Here is a 14,851-nt window from a genome sequence, read left to right on the forward strand (position 1 = left end):
GTCGGGTCAACGGAACACAATCGGAGGTTGTTCCGGATTCCGGCCCGTCGACAGGCGCCTACCCGATCCGCCCGCCCGCGTCCCCGACCTGCCCGCGATGCAGCAGCAGGTGGTCCAGCACCACGCAGGCCATCATCGCCTCGGCCACCGGCACCGCGCGGATGCCGACGCAGGGGTCGTGCCGCCCCTTCGTCACGATGGTCGTGTCCTCGCCCGACTTCGTGATCGTCCGCCGCTCCGACAGGATCGAGCTCGTCGGCTTGACGGCGAACCGCACCACCACGTCCTGCCCGGTGCTGATCCCGCCCAGGATCCCCCCGGCGTGGTTGGACGAATAGACCGGCCCCTCCGGCCCCATCGAGATCTCGTCGGCATTGTCGCGCCCGGTCAGGCGGGCCGCGTTCATGCCCTCGCCGATCTCGACGCCCTTGACCGCGTTGATCGACATCATCGCCGCCGCGAGGTCGGTATCCAGCTTGCCGTAGACCGGCGCCCCCAGCCCCGCCGGGACCCCCCGCGCCACGCATTCGATCACCGCCCCGACCGAGTTGTGGTCGTCCTTCCGCAGCCAGTCGAGATGCGCCGCGAACTCCTGCGCCGCGACCGGGTCGGGGCACCAGAAATCGTTGCGCCCGATCTCGTCCCAGTCGAACCGCGCCCGGTCGATGTCGAGCGGCCCCATCGCCACCATGTAGCCCTGTATCCGCACCTGCGGGGCGAGCACCCCCAGCGCCGCCCGCGCCACGCCGCCGGCCGCGACCCGCGCCGCCGTCTCGCGCGCCGAGGACCGCCCGCCGCCGCGATAGTCGCGCACGCCGTATTTCTGCCAGTAGGTGATGTCGGCATGGCCGGGCCGGAACTTCTCGGCGATGTCGCCATAGTCCTTCGACCGCTGGTCGGTGTTCCGGATCATCAGCTGGATCGGAGTGCCCGTGCTGACCCCCTCGAACACGCCCGACAGGATCTCGACCGCATCGGGCTCCTTGCGCTGGGTGGTGTGCTTCGACTGCCCGGGCTTCCTGCGGTCCATCCAGACCTGCAGGGCCTCCGCCTCGACCGGCACCCCCGGAGGACACCCGTCCACCGTCGCCCCCAGAGCCGGCCCGTGGCTCTCCCCCCAGGTCGTGACGCGGAACAGGTGGCCGAAAGTGTTCAGGGACATGCGCGCTCTCCTTGCCGTGGGCTTAGTGGGAGGGGGGCGGGGGGGCAAGGTGGGGGCGCGTACCTCGACGTCATGATCGGTGCCCGTCACATTCCGCGCCCGCGGTGCTTTTCCCAAAGCCATTGAATGTCCTAGGCTTGCTTCGCTGCAAACCGGAGACATCGAATGGCCACCCCCACCCGCGTCAACGCACCCAATCCCGACATCGACGGCAACCCCGACGTCACCGACCTCGCCGACGGCCGCGCCGCCATCGCCTACCAGTCGCGCCGCGCCGATGGGGAGTTCGATATCGTCATGCGGATTCGCGAGGCCGACGGAACGCTCAGTGACGAGATCCACCCCGAGGGAGCCTGGACGCGCGCCGGCAAACCCGAAGTGACGACCCTGAGCGATGGAAGCGCCCTGCTGTCTTGGCTGGCAACTGACGAGGGCACGACGCCCCCGTCCAAGATTTTCGCGCAGCGCTTTGACGACGCGGGGACAGCGCTGTCTCCGGCGTTCCTTCTCGCCGACATAGCAGAATTGCGTCTGAGGGACAGGACATTTGACGAGTATCGCGTCGAAGCCGACCCCGACGGCGGGTTTTCTGTCTATTGGAGCTGGAATTTCGTGAACAGCGAGGGACAGGTGTACCCTCGGCAATCGGCGATACAATACGCTACGGACGATGCGCTCTTCGCATATGGGTCCCTCGGTTATTATACAACGCGACTGGACGGGAACGCCTCCATTACCAAAGGCGACGATTCGATTCTCTGGTCTGAAGGCGGACAAGTCGCAAGCTTCGGGGACGCGATCTATCTTGATCCCGATACAAGGTCGGATATCCGGATAACTGGTATCCCGCCAATCTACGGGGAACTGAACTCCCGTGACATGCGAGCTTGGGCTACCGAGTTCGTCCCCTACGGCGATGACAGTGTTCTCTTCGTGGTAAACAAGCCGTATAATCACTTCTTGGATTTCGACATGACGGATCCAGATAAGTCCAGCGTCGCGAGCGACTTCTCCCCGTTCCACGCATACATAATGACGCGCTCCGAGGTAGATGGGCAGGTCGAGATAACGGCGAGCGACCCGATATTTTTCCCTGAGGATCGAAGCTATATTGACCCTGTGGAAAGCTATGATGTCATCACGCTGCAGGGTGGCGGCTTCGCGGCGGCCTGGAGCCGAGATGCGGACATCTTCGCTCAGGTATTCGACGCGGATGGCACGCCGGTTGGTGATAATTTTGTCGTCGCGGGCGGAGAGGCACCCCAGCGCAACGCTTCCCTTGCGCAAGTCGATGACGGAAATCTCCTCTTCATCTGGTCCGAGAAACGGGACGGTGACAAGAACATTTATTCCCGGGAAGTCACGCTGTCCGAGATGAGCCAGGGCGATTACGCCGCCGCGCCGCGCCCCTTCATAGAATTCACTGGCAGACTGGAAGGGGAGGCGTTGGAAGGGACTGTTCTGCGTGTGACGGGCAGTGTCGAAAGCAGCTATTCAATCGTGGAGACGACACTACAGTGGGAACGGCTGCTGCCCGAGGACGGGACCGGACGATCCGAATGGGAGGCAATAACCGGCGCCACCGGCCTGAGATATACGTTGGGTGCTGCGGATGTCGGCGCGTCCGTCAGGTTCATCGCTACGGCGCGCGATACGACCGGCCTCGAACAATCGGCGGAACTTATTCTTACAGGGCCAGGGGGAAGACTGCTGGGCACTGTTAAGGACACTCCGGATCCTGCCGAAGGGACAATCCTGGTGAATGGCACGCCCGTCGTCGGTGAGACCCTGACGGCCCGGCCCGAAATCACAGATGCCGATGGCATCCCTGAAGGTGCTTTCCTCTACCAATGGCTACGCGACGGAGAGGAGATCGCAGGCGCCTTCCGTCCCACTTATCGGCTCACGGACGACGATATCGGCGCGAGGATAGAGGCCGAGATCCGGTTCTTGGACGCCAATGGCGCGCAGGAGCGGGTGGTGTCGGACGAGGTCTTCGTTCGGGCCGAGCCGACCAACGGCGTCGACACCCTTGTCGGTGGCGCGGCTGCCGATCTGATCTCGGGGCTCGGCGGTGACGACAGGATCGACGGAGGACTGGGGGCGGACACCCTTCGCGGAGACTCGGGTGCGGATGTCTTCGTCTTCGCGCGCGACTACGGCGTGGATGACATCAGGGACTTCACGCCAGGCACCGACCGCGTTGAGTTCGATTTCGAGGACATCGGCGGCATCAAGGCGCTGCTCCGCACTGCCGACGTGTCGCAGCGTGGCGACCACGTTCGGATCGACTTCGGCAACGACGACGTCCTGATCCTGCGTGACGTGGACAAGGGCGATCTCACGCCCGCCGACGCGCTCTTCCTCTGATGCCGAAAGGGAGGCGCGCGCACAGAACGCGGGCCTTCCCACTCCCAACCGTGCGCAGAACGCGTATGACGCGGATCACCCGCGGATCACCCGTGGATCACCCCCTGATCGTCCGGGGGCTTTACGCGGTCGCGCTCCGGGCCTATCTCAGGCGCACCTCGGGGTGCCACCAGGCTGAGATGCGCAAGCGAACCCGTTGAACCTGAACCGGTTAAGACCGGCGGAGGGAAGGTACGTCTCGTGTCCTCACCCCCGCCCGTCGCCATGGGAGCAGACATGAGACTGACCATCGCCACGGGACTGACCCTTATCGCCTCCGCCGCCAGCGCGGAGCCGCTAACCGTCTATGCCCCCGACTATTTTTCCTCCGAATGGGGCCCCGGCCCGGCCATCAAGGAAGCCTTCGAAGCCTCCTGCGACTGCGAGATACAATACATAACCGGCGACGTCCTCCCCCGCCTCAGGCTGGAAGGAAACCGCACCTCCGCCGACGTCGTCATCGGCCTGAACACCGACGACGCCGAACGCGCCCGACAGACGGGCCTCTTCGCCCCGCATGGCGTTGAAATCGAAGGGCTTACCATGCCCATCGACTGGTCCGACGAGACCTTCGTCCCCTTCAACTGGGGCCACACCGCCTTCGTCTACGACACCACCAAACTGGACGACGTCCCCGGCTCCTTCCAGGCCCTGCTCGACGCCCCCGACGACCTCCGCATCGTTATTCAGGACCCGCGTACCAGCGTGTCCGGCCTGGCACTGGCCCTCTGGATCGAAAAGGTTTTCGGCGAAGAGGCGAAGGCCGCCTGGGCCGCGCTGGAGCCGAAGATCGTCACCGTGACAAGGGGCTGGTCGGAGGCCTACGGCATGTTCACGGAAGGCGAAGCCGACATGGTCCTGTCCTACACCACCTCGCCCGCCTACCACATCATCGCCGAGGACGACCCGACCAAGAAGGCCGCAATCTTCGACGAAGGCCATTACGTCATGGTCGAGACCGCCGGCCAGATCGCCGAAACCGACCAGCCCGAGCTCGCCCAGGCCTTCCTCGACTTCATCCTCACCGAGGAGTTCCAGTCGATCATCCCCGAAGGCAACTGGTCCCTGCCCGCCAAGCTGGACCCGTCCAGGCTGCCCGAGGGGTTCGCCCAGCTCGAGATGCCCGAGACCGCGCTGATCTACGACAGCGCCGAGGCGGAGGCTCTGCGCGACGAGGCCATCGCCGCCTTCGAGGCCGGTCTGGGCCGCTGACCGTCCGGCCCCCGTGACCCCGCCCGCCTCTGCCGGCACGAGGCTTGGCCTCGCCGCCGCCCTCATGGTGGCGGCGGCGCTGGTCGGGCCCCTGATCGCCGTCGCCCTGCGGGCCGAGGGGTGGAGCGCGCTGAAACCCTCGGACTGGGGCGCGCTGCGCTTCACGCTCTGGCAGGCGGCGGTCTCGGCGGGGCTGTCGGTCCTGCTCGCCGTGCCGGTGGCGCGGGCGCTGGCCCGGCGGCGCTTCGCCGGGCGGGGCGCGGTGATCCTGCTGCTCGGCGCGCCCTTCATCCTGCCGGTGATCGTCGCCGTGCTCGGACTCGTCGCCGTCTTCGGGCGGACCGGACCCGTCGCATGGGTGGCCGGGGCCTTCGGCCTTGACCCGCCGTCGATCTACGGGGCGCATGGGGTGATCCTCGCGCATGTCTTCTTCAACATGCCGCTGGCGACGCGCCTGATCCTGCAAGGGTGGCAATCGATCCCCGGAGAGCGGCTGCGCCTCGCCGCCTCGCTGGGCTTTACCGCGCGGGACACGTTCCGCCTGCTGGAATGGCCGATGCTGCGGGCCACGGTGCCGGGGGTGGCGCTGGTGATCTTCCTGATTTGCACGACCTCCTTCGCTGTCGCGTTGGCGCTGGGAGGCGGCCCGCGGGCGACGACCGTAGAACTGGCGATCTACCAGGCCTTCCGCTTCGATTTCGACCTTGCCCGGGCCGCGACCCTTGGCGGCGTGCAGCTTCTGCTCGGCGCCGTCGCGGCGCTGGCCGCGCTACGGCTCACGCTTCCATCGGGATTCGGCGCGGGGCAGGACCGGGTGGTGCCGCGCTGGGATTCGCAGGCGCCGGCGCTCCGGCTCCAGGACGGTGTGGCGATCGCGCTGGCCTGCCTGTTCCTGCTGCTGCCGATGGTCCTCGTCCTGACGGAGGGTGCGGCTTACGTCCCGTCGTTGCCCGGCTCGGTCTGGGCCGCCGCCGCGCGGTCGCTCGCCATCGCGCTCGGCGCGGCGGTGCTGACGGTCGCCCTGGCGCTGGCCATGGCGGTGGCCGCGCTGCGGGCGCCCTGGGTCGAGGTTGCGGGGACGCTCGCCATCGCCGCCTCGCCGCTGGTGCTGGGAACGGGGCTCTACGTGATCCTGCTGCCGGTGACGAACCCGATCGCGCTGGCGCTGCCGGTGACGCTGTTCGTGAACGTTCTGCTCGCCCTGCCCTTCGCGCTGCGCGCGCTGATCCCTGCCGTGCGGGAGTTGCACGCGGATTACGGGCGGCTTTCGGCCTCGCTTGGCCTGACCGGCCTGACCTGGCTGCGCCGCGTCGGCCTGCCGCGGCTGCGCCGTCCGGCGGGCTTCGCCGCAGGGCTGACGGCGGCGCTGGCGGCGGGGGACCTCGGGGTGATCGCGCTGTTCGCGACACCGGATCAGGCGACGCTGCCGCTGATGCTCTACCAGCTTATGGGCGCCTATCGCATGGAAGAGGCGAAGGCCGCCGCGCTGCTGCTGGTGGCGCTCAGCCTCGGGCTGTTCTGGCTGTTCGAGAGAGGGTCGCGCGATGCTTGAGCTGGAAGGGCTGGAGATCGTGCAGGGCAGCTTCCGCCTGACGGCGGACGCGACGCTGCCCGAGGGCGGGATCACCGCGCTCATGGGGGCGAGCGGGTCGGGCAAGTCGACGCTGCTGGCCGCCATCGCCGGGTTCCTCGCCCCTGCGCGCGGCCGCATCCGGATCGGCGGAGAGGACGTGACCGACCTTGCCCCCGGCGACAGGCCGCTGTCGATGCTGTTCCAGGACAACAACCTCTTCCCGCACCTGACAGTCGCGCAGAATGTCGGGCTCGGCCTGCGGCCCGACCTGCGGCTGTCGGCCGAGCAGAAGGCCGCGCGCGCCGAGGTTCTCGCCCGCGTCGGGCTGGACGGGCTGGAGGAACGCCGCCCGCGCGACCTGTCGGGCGGCCAGCAAAGCCGCGCGGCTCTCGCCCGCGCCTTGCTGCGGGGGCGTCCGTGGCTGCTGCTCGATGAGCCGTTCTCGGCCCTTGGCCCCGCCCTGCGGACCGACATGCTGGAATTGCTGCGCGAGACAGCCGAGGCCGAGTCTCTGTCGGTGCTGATGGTGACCCACGATCCGCTTGATGCGCGCCGGGTCGCGGACCGGACCTGCCTCATCGCCGACGGGACGCTGCTGCCCCCCGCGCCGACCGAGGCGCTGTTCGCCGATCCGCCGCAGGCGCTGCGCGACTATCTAGGCGAATGACGGATTGCGCCGCAGAACCGACGCGTTCAGCGCCCCCGCGACCGTGACCCAGACGAGGTAGGGCACCATCAGGAGCGCCGAGAGCCGGTCGAGCGGCCAGGCCGACCAGATTAGCCCGGCGACAGCGACCCAGAGGAACAGCATCACGACGAAGGCCGCGCGCATCTTCTGCAGGCCGAAGAAGACCGGCGTCCACAGCGCGTTGAAGGCGATCTGCATCGCCCAGAAGGCCATTGCGTATTCCGACCCCGGCAGCGGCGCGAGCCGCGCGCCGACGAAGGCCAGCGCGAGGTAGAGCGTCGTCCAGACCACCGGGAAGACCCAGTCGGGCGGCGTCCAGGTCGGCTTGTCGAGCCGCTCGTACCAGTCGCCCGGCGGGAACATGGCGCCGGTCGCCCCGGCGCCGCCGGTGGCAAGGAGGAAGATGGCGAAGAGGATCCAGTCCATGCGCGGTCAGCTAGCGCGCGCGCGGGTTCGGTCCATGCCGCGATCGTTCGCGGCGAGCTGGGCGAAGACGTCGAGCACCTCCTCGCTCCAGCCGCCCTGGACCGGGCGCGGATCGCTGGCCGCAGAAACGAGGAAGGCGACCTCGTCCAGCGGGCGCGCGTGCAGCACCGCCGAGCGCGGGACCAGCGAGACCAGCCCCGCCTGCACCACCGCCCGGCCCAGCCAGCCCAGCTTCTGCCGACCGCTCGTGTGGGCACGGCGCGTGACGCTGTCGAACCCGGCGCGACGGACCTCTCCGCCGATGCCGTCATAGACGAAGCGCGCCGCCAGGATGCCGGGCCGCGCCGCGAGCGGCAGCGCCCGGACCCCGGCCTCGGAGCGATGGTAGAGCCTCTGCGCCTCGGCCAGCAGGCGGCGGGTCATGTCGCGCACCGCCGTGGTGGCCTGCGGGTCGGCGAGAAAGACGGCCGGGTCCAGCCCCGCCGCGTCGCACCATTCGGTCGGCAGGTAGAGCCGCCCGGCCCGCGCATCCTCACCCACGTCGCGGGCGATGTTGGTCAGCTGCATCGCGACGCCCAGGTCGCAGGCGCGGGCGAGGGCGTCCGCGTCGCGCACCCGCATCAGCACGCACATCATCGCGCCCACGGCCGAGGCGACGCGAGCCGAATAGCCGCGCAGCGCGCTCAGGTCGGGATAGGTCCGGCCCTGCGCGTCCCAGGCGAGCCCCTCCAGCAGGGCTTCGGGCAGGGCGCGGGGCATGTCGAAGGCTTCGATCACGCGGGTGAAGGCGCGGTCGGCGGGCGCGCCGAAGGGGCGGCCGGCATAGGAGGCGTCCAGCCGGTCGCGCAGGCGAAGGACGGCGGCGGCCTTGTCGGCGACCTCGTCGACCGAGTCGTCGGCCAGCCGACAGAAGGCATAGAGCGCCAGCGCCGGGTCGCGCACCGCGCCGGGCAGGAGGCGCGAGGCCGCGTGGAACGAATGCGAGCCGGTGCGGATCGCCTCGCGGCAATGGTCCATGTCGGCGCGCGCGCTCATTCGGCGGCCTGCGCCAGCGGCGCCCCCCAGGCGGCGGCGCCGCGCGCGGGCGGCACGACCTGCTCCAGCACCTCGGCCGAGGCGACGACGCCCGGCAGCCCCGCGCCCGGATGCGTGCCCGCGCCGACGAGGAACAGGCCCGGCGCCTCTTCCGAGACGTTGTGGGGCCGGAACCAGGCCGATTGCAGGATCCGCGGCTCGATCGAGAAGCCGCAGCCGTGGGGCGACAGGTAGCGGTCGCGGAAGTCCTGCGGGGTCAGGCACATGCTGGCGGTGACGCGGGTGCCGAGGCCCGGCATCACCTCGCGCTCCAGCACGGCCTGGACCTTGGCGCGATAGTTCTCGGCCTCGCGCACCCAGTTGACGGGGTCGCGGTGGCCCAGATGCGGCACCGGCGAGAGGGCATAGAACGTGTCGTCCCCCGGCGGCGCGACGCTCGGGTCCGTGACCGAGGGGCGGTGGACGTAGAGGCTCATGTCCTCGGCCAGATGCCCGCGCCGGAACACGTCGCGCAGCAGCCCCTCATAGCGGGGGCCCGACAGGATCGTGTGATGGCCCAGGTCGGGCCACATGTCGCGCGTGCCGCGGGTGCCGAAGTACCAGACGAACAGCCCCATAGACCAGCGCGCCCGGCCCAGCTTGCGGTCGGTCCAGCGGAGCCTCGGGCGCTTGCCCAGCATCCGCGCGTAGGTGTACCCCGCATCGGCGTTGGAGACGACGATGTCGGCGGCGATCCGCTCTCCGTCGCCCAGCCGGACGCCCGCGACCACGCCGCGCGCGTCCTGCAGGACGGTCTCGACCTGGGTGCGCAGCCGGACCTCTCCGCCCTGGGCATGGATCACGTCGACCATCGCCTGCGCGATCGCGCCGACCCCGCCCATGGCGTAATGCACGCCGTGCGTCTTCTCCAGATGGCTGACCAGCGCATACATCGAGGTCACCCGCGCCGGATCGCCGCCGATGAAGAGCGGGTGGAACGACAGCGCCATGCGCAGCCGCTCGTCCTTCACCCGCGACCGGGCCAGCGACAGGATCGACCGGTCGGCGCGCAGCATCGCGAATCGGGGCAGCACCTTCGCCGTCTCGGCGAAGCGGTGCATCGGCTTCGTCAGCAGGCCCTCGTAGCCGACGACATAGCGCTTGGCCGCGTCGTCGAGAAAGCGCCGCCAGCCGGCGACGTCGCCGGGCGAGAGACGTCGGATCTCGGCTTCCATATCCGCGTCGTCCGCGCGCGCGGCGAGGTGGGAGCCGTCGGGCCAGCGGATCGTGTAGAACGGGTCGAGCGGGATCAGATCGACCACCGAGTCGAAATCCTGCCCGCAATCGGCGAAGAGCTTCCGGAACACCTGCGGCGCCGTCACGATCGTCGGGCCGAGATCGAAGCGGTGGCCGCCGGAGTGGATCGCCGAGGCGCGCCCGCCCGGCATGTCGAGCCGGTCGAGCACCGTTACCCGCCAGCCCTTCGCGCCAAGCCGCATGGCGGCGGCCAGGCCGCCCAGCCCGGCCCCGATCACGACGGCATGGGAACGGGTCTCGGGCTCGAAGGAAGTGTGACGTGTCATGCGGTCGCGACTACCTCGGATGACTTGGCAGGAGTGTCTAATTGAGTTTACAGTGATCTTGTAACACACGACAAGCCCCCTGTGGCAACCCATTCCGTCGAGGACCGGACCATTCAGACCGTGACCCTAAGCCTCTTCCGGTTCGGCCCGATCCCGGCCCGGATCTGGGCCTTCGCGCAGATGGGGTTCGCACGCCTCGCGATGCGGCGCCTCCCCGAACTCAGCTTCTGGAAGCTTCTCGGGTCGGGCATGGGCGAGGGCTTCACGCCGATCCCGAACACCGCGGTCTATGCGATCCTCTGCGTCTGGTCGGATGAGGCGGCCGCGGCGCGCGGGCTGCGCGCGCCCGTCTTCGACCGCTATGCCCGCCATGCCGTCGAGATCTGCACCCTGACGCTCCACCCGTTGACGTCGCGGGGCCGCTGGTCCGGCGTCTCGCCCTTCCGCCCGCTGAGCGAGCGGCCAGGTCCCGGCCCGCTGGCCGCGCTGACCCGCGCGACGGTGCGGCCCGGGAACCTGCTGCGCTTCTGGCGCCGGGTCCCCGACATCTCCCGCCGGATCGGCGACAACACCGACGTCCTTCTCAAGATCGGCGTGGGCGAGGTGCCGTTCCTGCATCAGGTCACCTTCTCGATCTGGCCGGACGCCGCGTCCATGGCCCGATTCGCCCGGACCTCCGGCCCGCATGCCGCCGCCATCGAGGCGGTACGCGCGGGCGACTGGTTCGCCGAGGAACTCTATGCCCGTTTCGCCGTCGCCGATGCCCATGGCGTCTGGCAGGGCCGCCCAGCCGCCGAGGTGCTTTCATGACCGCATTCCCCTTCACCGCCATCGTCGGCCAGGACGAGATGAAGACCGCGATGATCCTGACGGCGGTCGACCCCGGCATCGGCGGCGTGCTCGTCTTCGGCGACCGGGGGACCGGCAAATCGACGGCCGTCCGCGCGCTGTCGGCCCTGCTTCCGCCGCTGGAGATGGTCTCGGGCTGCCCGGTCAACTCGGCCCGCAAGGCCGACGTGCCCGACTGGGCCGGCCCCGTCGGCGAGACGATCACCCGGCCCACACCGGTCGTCGACCTGCCGCTCGGCGTGACCGAGGACCGGGTGACCGGCGCGCTCGACATCGAGCGGGCGCTGACCCGCGGCGAGAAGGCCTTCGAGCCGGGGCTGCTGGCCCGCGCCAATCGCGGCTATCTCTATATCGACGAGATCAACCTGCTCGAGGATCACATCGTCGACCTGCTGCTCGACGTGGCGCAGTCGGGCGAGAACGTGGTCGAACGCGAGGGGCTGTCGATCCGGCACCCCGCGCGCTTCGTGCTGGTCGGCTCCGGCAACCCGGAGGAAGGGGAGCTGCGGCCTCAGCTTCTCGACCGCTTCGGACTGTCGGTCGAGGTGACCTCCCCCGCCACTGTCGCGGAGCGGGTCGCCGTCCTGCGCCGGCGCGACGCCTTCGACCGCGACCGCGCCGCCTTCGCCGCCGCACAGGCCGCCGAGGAGGAGGCGCTGCGCGACCGGATCGTCGCCGCGCGCGCCGCCCTGCCGAGGACCGCAGCCCCCGAGGGGCTGCTCGTGGATTGCGCGACGCTGTGCCTCGCCCTCGGCGCGGACGGGCTGCGCGGAGAGCTGACGCTGCTGCGCGCCGCCCGCGCGCTGGCCGCCTTCGAGGGCGGGACGCCCTCGCGCGAGCAGCTGGTCCGTGTCGCGCCGATGGCGCTGCGCCACCGCCTGCGCCGCGACCCGCTGGACGAGGCGGGCAGCACGGCCCGCATAAGCCGCGCCCTGGCCGAGGCATTCCCGGAGGAGGTCCCGGCGTGACCGACCGCTGGGCCGTCGCGGTCCGCGCCGCCCATTGCCTCGCCCGCGACCCGCTGGGCCTGGGCGGGCTGCATCTGCGGGCGCGGGCGGGCGATGCGCGCGACCGGCTGATGCGCCTCCTGCGGGACTTCCTGCCGGACGCGGCCCGGCTGCACCCGGAGATGGGGGACGAGGCGCTGTTCGGCGGGCTCGACCTGTCCGAGACGCTGCGCACCGGCCGCGCGGTGCGGCGCGGCGGGCTGCTCGCTCGCGCCGAGACGCTGATCCTGCCCATGGCCGAGCGCGCCCGTCCGGCGCTGGCCGCGCGGCTGGGGCAGGCGCTCGACGGCGGAGCGCACGCGCTGATCGCCCTCGACGAGGGTGCGGAGCCCGAGGAACGGCTCGCCCCGGCGCTGGCCGACCGGCTGGCCGTCACGCTCGATCTCGAGGGGCTGCGTGCGGGCGACATGCCCGCTCTCGCGCCGCTGGAGGGTCCTGCCGCCGAGGACCCCGAGGACCGGCTCGCCGCGCTGTCGGTGGCGCTGGGCATCGCGTCGCTGCGCCGTGCCGGCCTCGCCCTGCGCCTCGCCCGAACCTCGGCGCTGATCGACGGGCGCGATGCGCCGTCGGAGGCCGACCTCGCCTTCGCCGTCACCTGCGCGCTGGCTCCGCACGCGACGCAACTCCCGGCCCCGCCCGCAGAAGAAGGCGCCGAGGACGAGCCCGCCCCGGACGAAGTCCCCGACCCATCGCCGCGGCAGGAGGCCCTGCCCGATGGCGACCTGCTGCTGGAGGCGGCGCTGGCCAGCCTGCCCCCCGATCTTCTGGAACGGCTCGCCTCCGGACCGGTCCCGCGCGCGTCCGGCATGGGCGCCGGGGCCGCGCGCAAGGGCAACCGGCGCGGGCGGCCCCTGCCGCCGCGGCCCGGCCGGCCCGACGGGCGCGCGCGGATCGACCTCGTCGCCACGCTGCGCGCGGCGGCCCCCTGGCAGAGCCTGCGGGGCGGCGGACCGGGCCATCCGGTGCAGGTCCGCGCGCAGGACATCCGGCTCAGACGCTACGAGACCCGGTCGGACCGGTTGGTGATCTTTGCTGTCGACGCCTCCGGCTCCGCCGCCTTCGCGCGGCTGGCGGAGGTGAAGGGCGCGGTCGAACTGCTGCTCGGGCAGGCCTATGCGCGGCGCGACCATGTCGCGCTGGTCTCGTTCCGCGGCACGGGGGCGGAGCTTCTGCTGCCTCCCACGCGGTCCCTGCTTCGCACCCGGAAGGAGCTGTCGGGCCTGCCCGGCGGCGGCGGGACGCCGCTGGCCGCGGGCCTGCGCGCCGCGCTGGAGCAGGCGGTGCAGGCCCGCGGGCGCGGCATGGACCCGGCGGTGGTGCTGCTGACCGACGGACGGCCGAACGTCGCCCTGTCCGGCGACGCGGATCGCGCCGCGGCCATCGGCGACGCGACGGCCATGGCCCGCGCGCTGCGCGTCTCCGGCGTCACCGCGCTGGTCATCGATGCGGGCAACCGCCCGAGCCCCGCGCTGCGCGACCTCGCCTCCGAGATGGGCGCGCGCTGCCTGCCCCTGCCCCGCGCCGACGCGGCGCGCCTCGAACGGTCGGTCGCGGACGCCCTGGGATGATCCCCGCCGACTGGCCTTTTGCCGAGCATGGCCGCATCGTCGAGAGCCGCCCGCATCGCTGGCACGTCCAGCAGGTCGGGAACGGCCCCGAGGTCCTGCTGCTGCACGGCGCGGGGGCCGCGACCCATTCCTGGGCCGGACTCGTCCCCAGGCTGGCGGAGCGGCTGCGGCTGACGATGATCGACCTGCCGGGCCACGGCTTCACCCGGATGGGGACGCGCGCGCGCTCCGGTCTCGATCCGATGGCCGAGGACGTCGCGTCGCTTCTGCGCACCCTCGGGGTCGAGCCCGCCGCCTATGTCGGCCATTCCGCCGGCGCTGCGCTGGCGCTGCGCCTGTCGCTCGATGCCGGGCGGCAGCGCCCGGTCGCGGCGATCAACGGGGCGTTCCAGATGTTCGACGGGATCGCGGGGTTCCTGTTCCCGCTCATGGCGAAGGCGCTGTCGCTCAGCCCGCTCACGGTGCCACTGTTCACCCTGGGCTCGACGCCCTCGCGGACGCGGCGCCTGCTGGAGGGGACGGGCAGCCAGGTCGATCCGCTCACCCTGAGCCGCTACCACCGGCTCGTCTCGGACCAGAAGCACGTCGCGGGCGCGCTCGCCATGATGGCCAACTGGTCGCTGGACGGCCTGCTGCGCGACGCGCCGGAGCATCACGCGCCTGTCCTGCTGCTGGCCGGGGGCCGGGACCGGACGGTCCCGGTGGCCGTCAGCCGTGACATGGCGCGGCGCCTGCCCGACGCCCGGATGGTCGTCGAGACCGACCTCGGCCACCTGCTGCACGAAGAGGCCCCCGACCTTGCGGCGGGGGCCCTGCTGTCGTTCCTTGAGGAGTCGGGCGTGATCGCCCGCGGCGCTTAGGAGCCGCTGTCCTCTGCCTGCTCGCCGAACTGGGCGAGGAAGGCATACAGGTTCACGGCGTCCTCTTCGTTGCGGACACGGTAGGTCATCTTGCCCCGGCCGCTCTCACCGGTGAATTCCTGCAGATGGCCGGTGGGGTCCTGGACGTAGCTGGCGAAGGTCGCCTCGTCGTAGACCATGCCCATCTCGCCCGCCGTGACCATCAGGTCGGAATAGCGGAAATCCTCGACCGTGCCGGCGGTGCGGCCGGCGACGCCCCAGAGGTTCGGGCCGGTCTTGGCGGCGCGGCCGGCCAGGATCTCTCCATCGGGGCTCTCGACGACATGGCAGGACTGGCACTGGCGGAACGCGCTCTCGCCGGCGGAGACATCGCCGGTGGCGGTCAGGTCGACCTCGGCGGTGTGGCTGTCGGCGAGGGCGGGGCCCGCCGCCAGCACGGCAGCGAGGATCGTGAGCTTGCGGATCATGGTGTGACGTCTCCCTAGAGTCTCGTTCCGGAA

General features: G+C 70.7%; 13 protein-coding genes and 1 riboswitch. Of the genes, 8 read left to right on the forward strand and 5 right to left on the reverse strand.

Annotation, left to right across the window (positions count from 1 at the left end; genetic code table 11):
- Positions 1–58: 58 nt before the first annotated feature.
- Positions 59–1,162 carry a chorismate synthase gene (aroC, locus tag DR046_RS05030; RefSeq protein ID WP_115380621.1) on the reverse strand — a complete coding sequence of 368 codons (1,104 nt, stop codon included), beginning with the start codon at positions 1,160–1,162 and terminating at the stop codon, positions 59–61.
- Between the two features lie 165 nt (positions 1,163–1,327).
- Between aroC and DR046_RS24110 the strand changes: the two genes are divergently transcribed.
- The 4 genes from DR046_RS24110 (at position 1,328) to DR046_RS05050 (ending at position 7,023) form a co-directional block, all read left to right on the forward strand.
- The gene (locus tag DR046_RS24110; RefSeq protein ID WP_115380623.1) at positions 1,328–3,532 is read left to right on the forward strand and encodes a hypothetical protein; all 2,205 of its coding nucleotides are present in this window, start codon (positions 1,328–1,330) and stop codon (positions 3,530–3,532) included.
- Between the two features lie 149 nt (positions 3,533–3,681).
- Positions 3,682–3,778: riboswitch (TPP riboswitch) on the forward strand.
- A gap of 30 nt (positions 3,779–3,808) precedes the next feature.
- Positions 3,809–4,783 (forward strand): thiamine ABC transporter substrate-binding protein, encoded by a 975-nt coding sequence (locus DR046_RS05040; protein WP_115380625.1) that lies wholly within the window; start codon positions 3,809–3,811, stop codon positions 4,781–4,783.
- Positions 4,784–4,847: 64 nt separating this feature from the next.
- Positions 4,848–6,335 (forward strand): ABC transporter permease family protein, encoded by a 1,488-nt coding sequence (locus DR046_RS05045; protein ID WP_115380628.1) that lies wholly within the window; start codon positions 4,848–4,850, stop codon positions 6,333–6,335.
- Complete coding sequence (locus DR046_RS05050) at positions 6,328–7,023, forward strand: thiamine ABC transporter ATP-binding protein (protein WP_115380630.1); 696 nt, start codon at positions 6,328–6,330, stop codon at positions 7,021–7,023. The genes DR046_RS05045 and DR046_RS05050 overlap by 8 nt, the downstream gene beginning before the upstream one ends.
- On the opposite strand, the gene tspO is transcribed toward DR046_RS05050, so the two are convergent.
- The 3 genes from tspO to DR046_RS05065 are packed head-to-tail and all read right to left on the reverse strand — an operon-like array spanning position 7,012 to position 10,067.
- Positions 7,012–7,470: a tryptophan-rich sensory protein TspO gene (tspO, locus tag DR046_RS05055; protein ID WP_115380632.1), complete on the reverse strand. Its 459-nt coding sequence runs from the start codon at positions 7,468–7,470 to the stop codon at positions 7,012–7,014. The genes DR046_RS05050 and tspO overlap by 12 nt on opposite strands.
- Positions 7,471–7,476: 6 nt before the next feature.
- Positions 7,477–8,505 (reverse strand): 15-cis-phytoene synthase, encoded by a 1,029-nt coding sequence (gene crtB / locus DR046_RS05060; RefSeq protein ID WP_115380633.1) that lies wholly within the window; start codon positions 8,503–8,505, stop codon positions 7,477–7,479.
- Entirely contained in the window at positions 8,502–10,067 is a 1,566-nt protein-coding gene (locus tag DR046_RS05065) for a phytoene desaturase (protein WP_115380635.1), read from the reverse strand. The genes crtB and DR046_RS05065 overlap by 4 nt, the downstream gene beginning before the upstream one ends.
- An 81-nt stretch (positions 10,068–10,148) precedes the next feature.
- Here DR046_RS05065 and crtA point away from each other — a divergent pair, with 81 nt between their 5' ends.
- Genes crtA through bchO form a run of 4 tightly spaced genes read left to right on the forward strand, consistent with a single transcriptional unit; the run spans position 10,149 to position 14,351 of the window.
- Entirely contained in the window at positions 10,149–10,877 is a 729-nt protein-coding gene (crtA, locus tag DR046_RS05070) for a spheroidene monooxygenase (RefSeq protein ID WP_245190808.1), read from the forward strand.
- Complete coding sequence (gene bchI / locus DR046_RS05075; RefSeq protein ID WP_115380637.1) at positions 10,874–11,884, forward strand: magnesium chelatase ATPase subunit I; 1,011 nt, start codon at positions 10,874–10,876, stop codon at positions 11,882–11,884. The genes crtA and bchI overlap by 4 nt, the downstream gene beginning before the upstream one ends.
- Positions 11,881–13,491, forward strand: coding sequence for a magnesium chelatase subunit D (locus tag DR046_RS05080; protein WP_115380639.1), 1,611 nt, complete (start codon positions 11,881–11,883; stop codon positions 13,489–13,491). The genes bchI and DR046_RS05080 overlap by 4 nt, the downstream gene beginning before the upstream one ends.
- Complete coding sequence (gene bchO / locus DR046_RS05085; RefSeq protein WP_115380641.1) at positions 13,488–14,351, forward strand: alpha/beta fold hydrolase BchO; 864 nt, start codon at positions 13,488–13,490, stop codon at positions 14,349–14,351. The genes DR046_RS05080 and bchO overlap by 4 nt, the downstream gene beginning before the upstream one ends.
- On the opposite strand, the gene DR046_RS05090 is transcribed toward bchO, so the two are convergent.
- Entirely contained in the window at positions 14,348–14,818 is a 471-nt protein-coding gene (locus DR046_RS05090; RefSeq protein WP_115380643.1) for a c-type cytochrome, read from the reverse strand. The two genes, bchO and DR046_RS05090, sit on opposite strands and share 4 nt — an antisense overlap.
- Between the last annotated feature and the right edge of the window lie 33 nt (positions 14,819–14,851).

This window comes from Jannaschia formosa (assembly GCF_003340555.1).
GTDB classification, from domain to species: Bacteria; Pseudomonadota; Alphaproteobacteria; order Rhodobacterales; family Rhodobacteraceae; genus Jannaschia; species Jannaschia formosa.

Bases quoted from the DNA above. Each gene is read 5' to 3' on its own strand.
- bchI (WP_115380637.1), top strand. From the start codon at position 10,874: ATGACCGCATTCCCCTTCACCGCCATCGTCGGCCAGGACGAGATGAAG.
- DR046_RS05040 (WP_115380625.1), top strand. From the start codon at position 3,809: ATGAGACTGACCATCGCCACGGGACTGACCCTTATCGCCTCCGCCGCC.
- DR046_RS05050 (WP_115380630.1), top strand. From the start codon at position 6,328: ATGCTTGAGCTGGAAGGGCTGGAGATCGTGCAGGGCAGCTTCCGCCTG.
- aroC (WP_115380621.1), bottom strand. From the start codon at position 1,162: ATGTCCCTGAACACTTTCGGCCACCTGTTCCGCGTCACGACCTGGGGG.
- tspO (WP_115380632.1), bottom strand. From the start codon at position 7,470: ATGGACTGGATCCTCTTCGCCATCTTCCTCCTTGCCACCGGCGGCGCC.
- bchO (WP_115380641.1), top strand. From the start codon at position 13,488: ATGATCCCCGCCGACTGGCCTTTTGCCGAGCATGGCCGCATCGTCGAG.
- DR046_RS24110 (WP_115380623.1), top strand. From the start codon at position 1,328: ATGGCCACCCCCACCCGCGTCAACGCACCCAATCCCGACATCGACGGC.
- crtB (WP_115380633.1), bottom strand. From the start codon at position 8,505: ATGAGCGCGCGCGCCGACATGGACCATTGCCGCGAGGCGATCCGCACC.
- DR046_RS05090 (WP_115380643.1), bottom strand. From the start codon at position 14,818: ATGATCCGCAAGCTCACGATCCTCGCTGCCGTGCTGGCGGCGGGCCCC.
- DR046_RS05065 (WP_115380635.1), bottom strand. From the start codon at position 10,067: ATGACACGTCACACTTCCTTCGAGCCCGAGACCCGTTCCCATGCCGTC.
- DR046_RS05045 (WP_115380628.1), top strand. From the start codon at position 4,848: ATGGTGGCGGCGGCGCTGGTCGGGCCCCTGATCGCCGTCGCCCTGCGG.